This is a genomic window from Undibacterium sp. TC9W (assembly GCF_049339865.1).
GTDB lineage: Bacteria > Pseudomonadota > Gammaproteobacteria > Burkholderiales > Burkholderiaceae_D > Undibacterium.
In genome coordinates this window covers 415903-429396 of sequence record NZ_JBMPPJ010000001.1, presented here as the reverse complement: position 1 = coordinate 429396, position 13494 = coordinate 415903, and the positions used below count along the sequence as shown (strand labels likewise).

The 13494-nt window shown below is 49.5% G+C and carries 13 protein-coding genes and 1 pseudogene; 6 read left to right on the top strand and 8 right to left on the bottom strand.

All coding sequences use genetic code 11. The annotated features are described in order from the left end of the window. Positions 1-59: 59 nt before the first annotated feature. The gene (locus tag ACO0LN_RS01935) at positions 60-1379 is read right to left on the bottom strand and encodes a hypothetical protein (protein WP_422970697.1); all 1320 of its coding nucleotides are present in this window, start codon (positions 1377-1379) and stop codon (positions 60-62) included. Between the two features lie 1087 nt (positions 1380-2466). Here ACO0LN_RS01935 and tnpA point away from each other — a divergent pair. Next, entirely contained in the window at positions 2467-2856 is a 390-nt protein-coding gene (tnpA, locus tag ACO0LN_RS01930; protein WP_422970696.1) for an IS200/IS605 family transposase, read from the top strand. Positions 2857-3104: 248 nt separating this feature from the next. On the opposite strand, the pseudogene ACO0LN_RS01925 reads toward tnpA, so the two are convergent. The 4 genes and pseudogenes from ACO0LN_RS01925 to guaB form a co-directional block, all read right to left on the bottom strand. Next, positions 3105-3295, bottom strand: a pseudogene (locus tag ACO0LN_RS01925) (Arm DNA-binding domain-containing protein); the annotation flags it as partial. Between the two features lie 153 nt (positions 3296-3448). Further along, positions 3449-5041, bottom strand: coding sequence for a glutamine-hydrolyzing GMP synthase (gene guaA / locus ACO0LN_RS01920; RefSeq protein WP_422952671.1), 1593 nt, complete (start codon positions 5039-5041; stop codon positions 3449-3451). Positions 5042-5044: 3 nt separating this feature from the next. Continuing rightward, positions 5045-6094, bottom strand: a complete 1050-nt coding sequence (locus ACO0LN_RS01915) for a GGDEF domain-containing protein (RefSeq protein ID WP_422970695.1) — start codon at positions 6092-6094, stop codon at positions 5045-5047. Positions 6095-6149: 55 nt separating this feature from the next. Then, a complete protein-coding gene (guaB, locus tag ACO0LN_RS01910) occupies positions 6150-7610 on the bottom strand; it encodes an IMP dehydrogenase (RefSeq protein ID WP_422970694.1) in 1461 nt (486 codons plus the stop codon). A gap of 148 nt (positions 7611-7758) precedes the next feature. On the opposite strand from guaB, the gene ACO0LN_RS01905 reads away from it, so the two are divergent. Then, entirely contained in the window at positions 7759-8229 is a 471-nt protein-coding gene (locus ACO0LN_RS01905) for a DUF4124 domain-containing protein (protein ID WP_422970693.1), read from the top strand. 7 nt (positions 8230-8236) lie between these two features. Here the strand turns inward: ACO0LN_RS01905 and ACO0LN_RS01900 are convergent, their stop codons facing one another. Beyond that, positions 8237-8515, bottom strand: a complete 279-nt coding sequence (locus ACO0LN_RS01900) for an RnfH family protein (RefSeq protein ID WP_422970692.1) — start codon at positions 8513-8515, stop codon at positions 8237-8239. Positions 8516-8525: 10 nt separating this feature from the next. Then, positions 8526-8957 (bottom strand): type II toxin-antitoxin system RatA family toxin, encoded by a 432-nt coding sequence (locus tag ACO0LN_RS01895; protein WP_422970772.1) that lies wholly within the window; start codon positions 8955-8957, stop codon positions 8526-8528. A 111-nt stretch (positions 8958-9068) separates the two neighbouring features. On the opposite strand from ACO0LN_RS01895, the gene smpB reads away from it, so the two are divergent. After that, entirely contained in the window at positions 9069-9518 is a 450-nt protein-coding gene (gene smpB, locus ACO0LN_RS01890; RefSeq protein WP_162059114.1) for an SsrA-binding protein SmpB, read from the top strand. Between the two features lie 36 nt (positions 9519-9554). Here the strand turns inward: smpB and ACO0LN_RS01885 are convergent, their stop codons facing one another. Next, complete coding sequence (locus ACO0LN_RS01885) at positions 9555-9917, bottom strand: hypothetical protein (RefSeq protein ID WP_422970691.1); 363 nt, start codon at positions 9915-9917, stop codon at positions 9555-9557. A gap of 214 nt (positions 9918-10131) precedes the next feature. Here ACO0LN_RS01885 and ompR point away from each other — a divergent pair, with 214 nt between their 5' ends. The 3 genes from ompR to ACO0LN_RS01870 all read left to right on the top strand — a co-directional run bounded on the left by ompR (position 10132) and on the right by ACO0LN_RS01870 (position 13413). Then, positions 10132-10899 carry a two-component system response regulator OmpR gene (ompR, locus tag ACO0LN_RS01880; protein WP_162059116.1) on the top strand — a complete coding sequence of 256 codons (768 nt, stop codon included), beginning with the start codon at positions 10132-10134 and terminating at the stop codon, positions 10897-10899. Between the two features lie 49 nt (positions 10900-10948). After that, complete coding sequence (locus tag ACO0LN_RS01875) at positions 10949-12310, top strand: ATP-binding protein (protein WP_422970690.1); 1362 nt, start codon at positions 10949-10951, stop codon at positions 12308-12310. 161 nt (positions 12311-12471) lie between these two features. Further along, a complete protein-coding gene (locus tag ACO0LN_RS01870) occupies positions 12472-13413 on the top strand; it encodes a retroviral-like aspartic protease family protein (protein WP_422970689.1) in 942 nt (313 codons plus the stop codon). Positions 13414-13494: the final 81 nt, after the last annotated feature.

Genomic DNA, 13494 nt, shown 5'->3' with positions numbered 1-13494 from the left:
GATCAGGCTGATTTCAGAAGTTCACCAAAGACAGCTTCGCCGAAGTTCAGTGACCGCCACTAGATCGGCTTGACGGCAACGTATGTCGTACTCTCGATATTGCTCATGATCTCCTTGGCTCGGCCCAACATCTCCGCTTCAGCTTGCATCTCACGAGTCCAGGGATCTCGCTTGCACAAGCGGAAAACTCTCGATGTTCGCGAATCCTTTGCGTTGGGCATTGCAATGCCGAAAAAAGTGTGCGCGTTTGGAAATTTGCTCATGGCGACCACGATGTAGTCCGCCAGTTCAACTCCCACACGCTGTTCTAGATCGTCATCGGAAACACTGCCGTCCACCACGGGATAGATTAGCCAGAGATAGAGCACGCCAGGCTGACCTCTCGACTCGATCACCACGCTCCAGAATGTGCTGGGGCTTTCGTTTAGCACGTCGACGACGCCTAGCCCGATCAGCATACGCGCCATCCTTGACTCGGCTGAGAGCAATTGAAACGCGGTCGCGTGGTAGGCCAACTCGGAGGCTCGATCACCACTGATGCGTCCCAGCCTGTGCTCTGATGCCAGCTGTTCGACGACATCGTCTATGACGTAGGACGGGGCAAGCTGGTTGCGCCGATCAGCAAATGACGCGCTGGCTTGCAGATCTGTCCAGAGGCCAGGCTCCAAGCAATTTGTTCCATGTTCAAGGTCTTCAACCAATTCGCTTAAAGAAGCGCTTCCGTCTGGGCGACGCCCCCTCATATACAAGGCGATCAGATCCTCCTCGCCATACATAAATACGCGCCTACCGGAAAATAGGGTCTGTTTCTCGTTCAAGTATCCGATCAAGTCGGCTGTTGTGTCGAAGCACTCAAACATCGCGTCCAACGCCGTACGATTGACGACATGTACGAAAACGTCATCGAAATGCACGCCAACGGTGAGTGGCGTCTTATCATCAACAACGTCGGAGTCGACCGCAAGGCTGGGCGTCCCGTATTGCGCGGCGCCAGCTTGTTCAGATCCATGTGCGACGGCGACCAAGTGGTAGCGGGCTTTAGTCGGGTCAGGAAATTCTAGTGGGAACGGCGACGACACCTTGGCATCAAGGTGGATGGAGCCAGGTCGGTTTTTGATGGTCTTCAGCGCCGCTCGCAGCTGAATCACGCTCTCTTCCACCGCCTTCCGGTACCAACGCGACCAAGGTATGGCTGAGTCTTTGTGTTCTGTGTAACTGATCGCCTTATCGGAGATGACGATCACGTCCTGCCCGAAGACGATCAGCACATCGCATAGTTCCTTGCCTTCCTTGTAGAACGGGTTCTGATACGACCACATCGACATGAAGGTCCGCCTCGACAGATCTGCAAGTCGTTCTTCTGATTCGTTCACGCTCATCAAGCACTCCCATCCATGTATCGTTGTAGATCGTTGATCATGCTGCGAGTCTACTTTATCTAGTGAACCGCCTGCTAACATTAACGATTGGTATGGTCTGTCAAACGGCTTTTCGGAAACCTTTGCGCACTACGCTGATGGTACAATTTACTAGGGCTCGATTCTCAAAGCGAATGAAGTGAAGCGAATTTTCAAAGGACAACCTGACATTGACGCCGCGAATGTCATGTTTTCAATAATTTTCAATCACTCAAACCAAAACATAGCATTTATTCCAAATTCTTCTGTTATTGCAACATTCTTCAGAAAGGAAGTGTTTAATCGGGCAATGATGATTCGTGGTGTTGTCCATTATTCTGTTACGTGGGGATCTGCGGACATATCGCCATATCTACCAACAAGCGCACCCGCGGGGCTGACAGGCAGGCAGTGGGACAGCATCATTGACCAAGCAGCCAAGAACTTGGCATTGACCCTTTGACGAGTTTCGCTACGAGTTCTTTCGTTTCGCTATGAATCGTCCAAACATTCCACCGATTAACCCGAAAAATATAACGGCACCAACGGTTTGAAATATCAATCCTCCGATCAATGCACATCCAATTGATCCAATTCCACCGTACATACGAGAGTCCATTGCATTGACAAATTCCTGAACTTCGGGCGCTCGCTTTTCCGCAGAGTGAATTAACAGTGTATGACATTGGTAACAACGAACAGACGTCGCGGAGTTCTGAGTGTTGCAGACTGGGCAGGTCATTCTCTATCCTAAAGTTTAAGCTGTGCGGCTGGCCGCCGGCGGATTAGCAGGAAATTGCAGCGCATCCGGCCAGTCCGAACGGTTGGAACTCACTCTACTTTTCCACAAATTGCACACAGCTTTGTAAATTGAATGCAATCTGCATGCTAAAGAACTTTAGAATTAAAAGAAAGTTAATTCGGAGTCTAGTAGAAAAGGCAACGCATAACTTTACTATAACTAAATAAATAAGGTAATCCCCCGGCTCTGCCGGGGGACTCCTCAAGGTTTGACCTATACGGCGGTCGGTTTGAAACTTCTATCTCTACCAAAAGAAGGAGTTTCAAGATGAAAGAGTATCAAAGTTTGAGTCATACGAGGTGGGATTGTAAGTACCATATAGTGTTCATTCCGAAATACCGAAAGAAGTTGATCTATGGGGCGTTGAGAAAGCATCTTGGGGAAATATTTCGGGAGTTGGCCAAGCAAAGGGAATGCAGCGTAGTAGAAGGTCACTTAATGATTGACCATGTTCATATGTGTTTGAGCGTTCCGCCAAAGTATTCAGTGTCAAACGTTGTGGGATTCATGAAAGGCAAGAGTGCAATTTCGATAGCCAGACACTTTGGTGGGAGGCAAAGGAATTTCACAGGAGAAGTATTTTGGGCAAGAGGTTACTTTGTCTCAACGGTGGGACTAGATGAAGAAATGGTTCGAGCCTACATCCGAAATCAATAGCAGGAAGATGAACGTTACGACCAAATGAAATTGGGACTGTAGCCGCCTTTAGGCGGCTCAAGGGTTACCAGCGCCTTTGAGGCGCCCCAGCAATAAACCTCCGGCTTTGCCGGAGGTAATTTAATTTTTGATATATCCCCTTTCTCTTCTTGCGGTGCAAATCTCGTTTGACCAAAGTCACGTTTCACGCTGCAGAATGCCTGGTCTCATTGGTCTGTCTCCAGAATTTTTTTAGTTCCGATCCAGTGTTCAATTTCGGTTATTCCTCCATTACCGTACCGCCCAAAAGTGACAGTTTCCTGCCGCCGTTGATCGTGTAGTTGCAGCGAAATGAAATAGAACCTGCAGGCGTGACGGCTACATATAGCCCACTACGATCATTCACTTTATTAATTTTTTCCTGCGGCTTGAGATTACGTAGCTTGGCATCGGTGAGCATTGGGAACGTCGTTTTTAATGTCATCAAAAATAATTGCTTGACCGTGCTTTTAATTGCCAGTCATTGCCAGATCAAAAATACAAAAAAGCCCGCAATGACGCGGGCTTCCAGGGTATTTCGTGCTTTCAGTTGCCTGATGTTGCCAGATCTAAATCACTCCCACTCTATCGTCGCAGGAGGCTTGCCTGAGATGTCATAGACTACGCGGTTGATACCGCGCACTTCATTGATGATACGATTCGACACTTTACCCAGCAGTTCATGCGGCAAGTGTGCCCAGTGGGCAGTCATGAAGTCCTGGGTTTGTACGGCGCGTAAGGCAACCACATATTCGTAAGTGCGGCCATCGCCCATAACACCAACGGATTTGACTGGCAAGAATACGGCGAAAGCCTGACTCGTTGCGTCATACCAGCTTTGCGGTTTTTCTGCGGCTGGATCAACCAGGGTGTTGCGCAATTCTTCGATAAAGATGGCATCGGCACGGCGCAGCAGATCGGCGAATTCTTTTTTTACTTCACCAAGTATGCGCACGCCCAGGCCAGGGCCAGGGAAAGGATGGCGATAGACCATGCTATGCGGCAGGCCGAGAGCTACGCCCAGTTTGCGTACTTCATCCTTGAATAATTCGCGCAATGGTTCAAGCAATTTCAAGTTAAGGGTATCTGGCAGGCCACCTACATTGTGATGGCTCTTGATAGTGTGTGAGCCTTTTTTACCCTTGCCTGCACTTTCAATGACGTCAGGGTAGATTGTGCCCTGCGCCAGCCATTTTGCATTACTCAACTTGCCGGATTCCACCTGGAAGACTTCAACAAATTCGCGGCCTATGATCTTGCGCTTGGCTTCCGGATCAGTGACGCCGGCCAGGTGCCCCATGAATTGGGCAGTTGCATCAACATGGATGACTTTGACACCCAGATTGTTGGCAAACATTTCCATTACCATCTTGCCTTCATCAAGACGCAGCAGGCCGTGATCGACGAATACGCAAGTCAGCTTGTCGCCAATAGCGCGGTGTATCAATGCAGCAGCTACACTGCTATCGACACCGCCTGACAAACCAAGGATGACTTCATCATCACCGACCTGGGCGCGAATCGACGCAACAGCTTCGGAGATGTAATCAGGCATGTTCCAGTCAGATTGGCAGCCGCAAATTTCATGCACGAAGCGGCTGATGATGGCCTCGCCCTTCAGGGTATGTGTAACTTCCGGGTGGAATTGTACGGCATAAAAGCGGCGCTCTTCATCTGCCATGGCAGCGATAGGGCAATTGTCGGTAGATGCCATCAGTTTGAAGCCTGGCGGCATTTCATTGACCTTGTCGCCATGACTCATCCATACCTTGAGCATGCCATGGCCTTCTGGCGTGACAAAGTCATTGATGTCCTTGAACAGCGCTGTATGGCCACGTGCACGGACTTCGGCATAACCAAATTCACGGACCAGGCCATTTTCAACCTTGCCACCAAGCTGCTCTGCCATGGTTTGCATGCCGTAGCAAATGCCCAGCACTGGCACACCCGCTTCAAATACGGCCATAGGTGCACGAGGAGTGTCGCCCTCTGTCACGCTGTTTGGACCACCAGACAAGATAATGCCAGCCGCACCATAGTTTTTAATGAACTCATCACTAACGTCATACGGATGAACTTCAGAAAAAACACCTGCATCACGGACGCGGCGAGCGATCAGTTGCGTGACCTGGGAACCAAAATCGAGGATAAGAATTTTTGAGTGCATAAATCAAATTATCATGTCAGGTTGTGCAGGCGTAGCCTGGACAACACAATTGTTTCCTGCATTTCTGGCGGAAAGCAGGGCTTTTTCTGCGAGGCTAATTAAAGTTTCTGGTTCGGCATCAGGAAAGATGTCAGTTGATGCGGTACCGGCACTGATCGTCAATGCTGTGTTCACATCATTCATTTTTTCAGGATGCATGAGTACGGAAGCACGTATGCGCTCCCCTACTGCGGTGACCACCAAATGGGATGCACCAGGCAACACCACCAGCAGCAAGTCAGTGCCAAAACGGCCCAATGCGTCAAATGGGCGCACACAAGAGCGAATACGGCTGACGGTCTTGACCAGTATCATGTCGGTGATGGCGATACCATGCAGATCACGCAAATGCTCCATCTGATCAACGCTGGCAATCAGCAGGGCCAAAGGTTTCATGGCCTTGGAGCAGCGCTCCATTTCCAGCTTTAATGAACGGATGATGGCAGATTTGTTCCAGGTACCCAGCAAAGGGTCTATCAGTGAATCACGCTTGAGATTGCGGTTTTGCTTGATGATTTCTAGTTGCGCCTGATACAGGGCACTAAAAGCCATTTCACGTTCAACCATGGAAGAAAGATCAGCAAATGATTGCCTTTCTTCATCATTGAGGTCACGGGTTTGATAGTCGATCAGGATGACGCTACCAATTAACTGGTTGCCATGATCAAAAATGGGATGAGAAGCAAAGAAACGTATTGACGGTGGGCCTGCCACCATGGGGTGTTTACCCAGATGCTCATGCAGGCGCAGGTCAGGTATGACCAGGATTTCATCAACAGGTGTAACCGAATCGCAAAACTCGGCTTCCATATTGGTAATGGAATGCACCAGATGGTCAAACCTTGGCACCAGTGCGCCAAAACTGACCAGGCAGTTGGCCACCCCAAACAACTTGATGCCAAGTCGTTCAAAGCGGCCCAGGCGCAGTTCCATCCGTTCAGACACCATGCGCTCAAAACCCGAACTGACAGGTGTTGTTGTCGATGGCCCGGAACGATCTAGGTTCGTTGACATTCCACTCTCCAGGCATCCTCAATTCGGGACATGCTTCTCAAGCGCATTTCAAACATTAGTCAGCACGGTAATTTGGCGCTTCTTTGGTGATTTGCACGTCATGCACATGTGATTCACGCATGCCTGCAGAAGTGATTTCAACGAATTCAGATTTGGTACGCAAATCATCTATCGTCGCACAACCACAATAGCCCATGGAAGAACGTACACCACCTACCAGTTGATACAGGATGGCAAGCACGCTACCTTTATAAGGAACACGTCCTTCGATACCTTCAGGCACCAGCTTGTCGGCATTATTGGCCGCGTCCTGGAAATAGCGGTCGGCAGAGCCATCAGCCATCGCACCCAGGCTACCCATGCCGCGATAAGACTTATAGCTACGGCCCTGGAACAGGATCACTTCACCTGGCGCTTCTTCAGTACCAGCAAACATGCTGCCCATCATGACAGTCGATGCGCCAGCAGCAAGAGCTTTGGAGACATCACCGGAAAAACGTACGCCACCGTCAGCGATACAAGGAACACCAGTGCCCTTGAGCGCATTGGCCACATTGGCAATTGCGGTAATTTGCGGCACACCAACACCTGCGACGATACGGGTAGTACAGATAGAGCCAGGGCCGATACCAACCTTGACCGCATCTGCGCCATGCTCAACCAGCGCCAGGGCTGCTGCTGCAGTAGCGATATTGCCACCGATGACTTCAATATGCGGGTAATTTGTTTTCACCCAGCGCACACGATCCAGCACGCCTTTGGAATGACCATGGGCAGTATCGACCACGATGACATCAACACCGGCTTTTGCCAGCAAGTCTATACGCTCTTCATTATCAGGACCGACACCAACAGCTGCGCCAACGCGCAATTTGCCCTGATCATCTTTGGATGCAAAAGGATGCTCTGTTGATTTTTGGATATCTTTGACAGTAATCAGGCCACGTAGCTCAAATGCTTCGTTGACAACCAGCACACGCTCCAGGCGGTGCTTGTTCATCAGGCGCTTGGCTTCTGCCAGATCTGCTGTTTCATTGACACAGACAAGTTTTTCGCGTGGCGTCATTTTGGCGCGGGCTTCTGCGTCCAGTTCTTCTTCGAAACGCAAATCGCGGTTGGTGATAATACCAACAACAGTCTTGCCTTCTACGACAGGGAAGCCGCTGATGCCATGTTGCTGAGACAAGGCAATCACTTCGCGGATTTTCATGCCGGGTGGGATGGTGATAGGATCACGCAATACCCCGGATTCAAAACGTTTGACCTTGGCAACTTCGCGGGCTTGCTCTTTTGCCGTCAAGTTTTTGTGAATAATACCGATACCACCTTCTTGAGCCATAGCAATTGCCAGGCGCGCTTCAGTGACTGTATCCATCGCAGCTGATACCAGAGGTATGTTCAGATTGATGTTGCGAGTCAGTTTGGTCGCAAGAGAAGTATCTTTAGGGAGTATGTTCGAGTATGCAGGGACTAGTAGCACGTCATCGAACGTGAGTGCTTTTTGGAGTAAACGCATAGTATTTCCTATAGGCGCAAAACCGAATTATACAGAAAACTTGCGAAGTCGTCTTGCTCCGTGTAAAACTCTTGCATAATCCCATGTTTTTCTTGAAAGCAAAATTATGTCTATCTTACGAATATCACGATTAGGCTCTGCACTTTTAATGTCTTTAGCATTCTGCGCCGTCGCTCATGCGCAATATGTGTGGATTGATGACAAAGGTAATAAGCAGTTTTCAGACCTGCCACCACCGAAATCCGTGCCCAAGGATAAAATCCTCAAAGCGCCAGGTGGCGGCAAGGCTGCCCAGGCACCTGCAGCAGATGACAAAGCAGCCTCAGCCAGTCAAGCTGCGCCCAAGTTGGAAAAACCTGTTACGCTGGCGACCAAGAACGAAGACTTCAACAAACGCCGTGCCGAACAGGCTGAAAAAGACAAGAAGGCCGAACAAGAAAAAACGGCTGCTGATGACAAGGCAAAAAATTGCGAAAGAGCCCGCAACTATCAACAGTCGCTGAACTCTGGCGCTCGTCTGAGTCGCACCGACAAAAATGGCGAACGTAGTTTTTTATCTGATGCTGAGCGTCAACAAGAGTTGGATACCGCAAAAAAAGCCCTGGCTGATTGCAAATAGCAAAAAATCAGGTCAGCGCCTGTTTTTTAGCCCTGCGCCTGCGAGCTTCCATGGGGTCTGCGACCAGGGGGCGGTAGATTTCTATCCTGTCCCCTGAGTGCAAACAGCTGTCGAGCGCCTTGAGCTTACCAAAAACACCGACCTTGAGAACGTTGACATCAATCTCAGGATGAATTTGTAGAATGCCACTTTGCTGTATTACTTGCAGAATGTTGGCATTAACTGGTACCTGAATATCCAGCAAGCTGGTCTCGTCCAGCCCGGCGTAACAGACCTGAACAGTCATGCTGATTTGCTCAGTCATATAATGTCTCGGCACGGGCACAAAAAGAATCGACAAAACTATTGGCGATCTTGGAAAAAACCGGGCCGATTAAATGCTCCAACAATTTGCTGGAGAATTCATAGTTAAGTTCAAATTCAATTTTGCAGGCATCCACACGCAATTCAGTAAACTTCCAGCAACCTGACAATTGCTTGAATGGCCCCTCAACCAGACTCATTTCAATAGAATGTGGGCGTTTATTGCTGTTACGCGTCGTAAAATGCTGCTTCAAGCCATGATAATTAATGGAAAGCGTGGCAACCAGTTCATCATCAGTACGCTCAGCCACCCTTACCTCGCCGCACCATGGCAGAAATTGAGGATAATTTTCCACTTCATCAACCAGAGCAAACATTTGCTCAGTGCTGTAAGCTACGAAAACTGTTTTATGTACAACTGCCATCAAGAAGAACCATTTGGTAGAATCACAGGTTCGCATTTTAACCGAGTCATAAGCAGTACCAAAATGCATTCGTGCATTTCCATACTCTAATTTGACCAATTTTCATCCTACATGAGCATCGCTGATAATAAAAAAGCATTCCACGATTATTTTATCGAGGAACAATACGAAGCTGGCATCGTCCTGCAAGGCTGGGAAGTTAAAGCCATACGCGCAGGCCGTGCGCAGTTGAAAGAAGCCTATGTGATCGTCAAAAATGGCGAAATCTTCCTGTTCGGCGCGCATATTGGCGCCCTGCCGACGGCATCTACCCACATTCACCCTGACTCTGTACGCACACGTAAATTATTGTTAAATGCTGCAGAAATCAGCAAATTGATAGGGAAAGTGGAGCGTTCTGGCTACACCATGGTGCCGCTGAACCTGCACTTCACCAAGGGGCGCATCAAATGTCAGGTCGGCCTTGCCAAGGGCAAAAAGCAGCATGACAAGCGAGATACTGAGAAAGAAAAAGACTGGCAGCGCGAGCAACAAAAAATAATGAAGCAAAACAGGCGCTGATATTTGTTGAGAATTTGGGAAAGAATCTGGGAAGATTTAGCGGGCAGGACGGTATAGTTCGTGCCCTACATCCTGAATCTGGCGACGCAGGGCGCGCTTTTCTTCTGGCGTGAGGCGACCAGCTTTTTTGCCATCCTCAGCACTGCCACAAGCGTGCTCGCCTATATGGCGTGCGTCATTACAGCGCTCAAGCAAGCTGTTTTTTTCAGCCTGTTTATTAAGTTGCCGCTCGTGCTGTTTTTCTTCTTTGCGCGCTGCGTCATTTTTTTGCTGAGCATTGCCGTTATTAAATCGTCCCCACAGAGCCGAACCACCATTGCCTTTACTATCCGCCATAGCCGCAGCAGTCACGATCAGCGACAACAGCAGGACAGAAATTTTTTTGTACGGTATATTCATCGACTTGAAAACGAATGGTCTTGCAAGCAAAACATATAAATGGATTGCAATTCTAAGTGCAAATGGCTGTACCTTACCAGCATCAATTTGTATGAATTTAGTTTACGATAGCCACATGAATTGCGCAGTCCCATTCCGTAAAGTGTGTAACAGTTTGTAATCCAGAATATTAATTTTGTTTGCAAGCTCACTCTATGACAGTACTATTAAGCCCATGAACACTACGCCCCCTACCCCAGACTCCACAAATAACAATTCCAGCAACCCCAAGGCCAAAATCTTGGTGGTTGATGATGATCTGCGTTTGCGCGATTTGTTGCGCCGCTACCTGACAGAACAAGGTTTTCAAGTAGTTAGTGCAGAAAATGCCCAGGCCATGAACAAGCTCTGGATACGTGAACGCTATGACATGCTGGTGCTGGATCTGATGCTTCCTGGCGAGGATGGCCTGGCCATCTGCCGTCGCCTGCGCGGTGCCGGCGACAAAACACCCATCATCATGCTGACCGCCAAAGGCGAAGAAGTCGATCGCATCATTGGGCTCGAAATGGGTGCAGACGATTACCTGCCTAAACCATTCAGCCCACGCGAACTGGTTGCCCGCATCAATGCCGTGTTGAGACGAAAAGCTCCGGACGAATTGCCAGGTGCACCTTCCGATGGCCCCCAGACTTTTGCCTTTGGCGACTTTGTCCTTGACCTCGGCACCCGCACGCTGAAAAAAAATGATGACAATATTTCACTTACCACGGGTGAATTTTCGGTATTGAAAGTCTTTGCCCGCCATGCCCGTCAGCCGCTGTCCAGGGAAAAACTCATGGAACTGGCACGTGGTCGCGAATATGAAGTATTTGACCGCAGCCTGGACGTACAAATTTCACGTCTGCGCAAACTGATAGAACCTGATCCCAGCAATCCACTTTACATACAAACAGTATGGGGTCTGGGTTATGTATTCATCCCGGATGGGCAGTCGCATTAAGAGCGGGATACTCTTGCACCCTCCTTATTGTCTTTTTTACAAATCTTGAATGCGTGACTACCTCAACAGTCTGGAATGGCTAAAAAGCGGACTGTTCTGGCGCACCTTCCTCATGCTGGCTGTGCTTGTCACCGCCAGCATGCTGGCATGGATGTCCAATTTTCGCACCCTCGAAACAGCACCGCGGGCGCAGCAAATGGCGGCACAAATCGTCTCGATTGTCACCATCACGCGCGCCGCCCTGACCCACTCTGCACCAGAGAAGCGGCACGAACTCTTAAGAGACCTTGCCAACAAAGAAGGTGTGCAGATCTACCTGCTGGAAGATACTGACCGTGTGGAAGAGCCAGAAGCCACCCCCTTCTTTCTTGAGTCCCGGCCCCTGATGTTGCGCGGACTGGGGAATAACACCCGGTTTGCCAGCAAGCTCAACGGTATCAGCGGCTTCTGGATCAGCTTTGATATTGAAGATGATCATTACTGGCTGAGATTGGAGCAAGACCGCCTGGACCCGCCGATAGGGCAGCAATTATTCAGCTGGGCTATCCTGACCCTCTTTTTGACCTTGCTGGGTGCGGCCATCATCTCCAAGCTCATTAATGACCCTTTATCTCGATTGAGTAATGCGGCGCGCGCTGTCGCCAAAGGTAAACAACCACCGCCCTTGCCACAAAAAGGACCGAAAGAAATTCGCGAAACCAATGTCAGTTTCAACACCATGATGGAAGATCTGGTCAGGATAGAAACCGACCGCTCCATCATTCTGGCCGGTATTTCGCATGATTTGCGCACCCCGCTGGCACGCATGCAACTGGAGGTCGAAATGGCCAGTCTCAGTGATGAGGCCAGGACTGGCATGCAATCCGATCTGCAGCAGATGGATGACATCATCAGCCAGTTCCTGGATTACGCAAAGCCCCTGGACAAAGTCGAATTCGAGCGCATCAACATCAGTGAAGTCATGCAGCAAGTCATGGATGAGGCCTTCCGCTTTCAAAACCTGCGCCTGCGCACAGCCATCAAACCAAATATATATGTCAATGGAAATCTGACTGAACTCAGGCGCCTGTTCAACAACATCGTGGAAAATGCCTGCCGCTACGGAAAAACCCCAGGCTCTCCTGTCATCACACTTGACGTGCAATGCTCACGCAAAAACAAGGACAGAAAGCTGGGCATACAAATCAGCTTCCGTGATCATGGGTTAGGCGTGGCAGAACAAGACCTGGTCCGCCTGCTGCGCCCCTTTACCCGTGGTGATGCTTCGCGCAGCCAGGCCAATGGCTCCGGCCTGGGCTTGGCCATTGTTGATCGCATCATCAAAAGCCATGGTGGCAAATTACGCATCTACAATCACGCTGAAGGCGGTTTTGTTATCGTGATTGCACTACAGGAAGCGAAAGAAGCCTGAGCCTCTAGCCCCTATCAAGCTCGCAGATAACTTTGATCCGGCAATTGGACCGCACTACCTGGACGAATAACCTGACGCACATCAATAAAACCCTCTGTTACAGAAAAGTTTAAATGTTACAATTGCCGCAATTTTTAGGGCTCTTAAAGACCAATAAACTCATGCGTAACCAAATTTCAGCCCTGCTCGTCACCTGCATTGCAATCAGCTTACCTGCCTTTGCAGAAACCTATCCTCCTTCAGCCTATAAAGATGGCGCTGTAAAGTGCATGCAAGTACGCAGCTATGATTGTGCAGAAAAAAACTGGAACCAATACATCAAAATGCGTCCCACCGACGCAAAAGCTATCGCCAGTCTGGCAATCACCTATCATTGGGCAGACAAGCCGGAGGCGAGTATCGTTCAGGCTGAAAAAGCCATCAGCATGGGTGAAGGTGCCTATGACCTGTTCGCCGCTTATTCAGAAAGTCTGGGGAAAACTGGTCGCATAGAAGAAGCCATAGACTGGGGCTATAAAACACTGGCAATAGTTCCCAGTCTGGTGAACGTGCGTGGCGACGTTGCGAAATATCTCGTCATGCGCAAGCGCGAATTTGAAGCTCTGGCCCTGCTTGCCTCATTCGATTCGTCACTGGAAGCACAGGGGCACGGACACTATTTTGACGGTCAGCGCATCGCCATTGAATCCTCATTGGAACGCCAGGGACAAGCTGCCACCACAACAGTGAAAAGCATGCGCCTGCCAAAGACCAAAGAGCATTTTTACGCTCCTGTAAAGCTTGGCAACAACAAAATAGAAGCCTTTATGGTTGATACCGGCGCCACCAAAACCACGCTCAGCGACGATATGCTTAACGACTCCAAAGTGTCCTACAAAGTGGTAAAACCGCTCGCTAATATGCAGACTGCGGATGGACGGATCATACAAGCCCGCGTCGTCACGATCGACAATATGAAAGTTGGTCCATTTGAATTGCGCAAAGTTACCGCCGCAGTGTGCAAAACCTGCCAGTCGCTGCTGGGTCAGGGATCGCTGTCGCAATTCAATATGGCGTCTTCCAAGACACAGGGAGTAGAATTTTTGACTTTGGAATTGCGTTAATTGCATTAGTTGCTAGTTGCGTTAATTACCTGCGCACATTAATCGCCCACTGGCATGCAATAGTTAAAAAGCCGCGCAAAT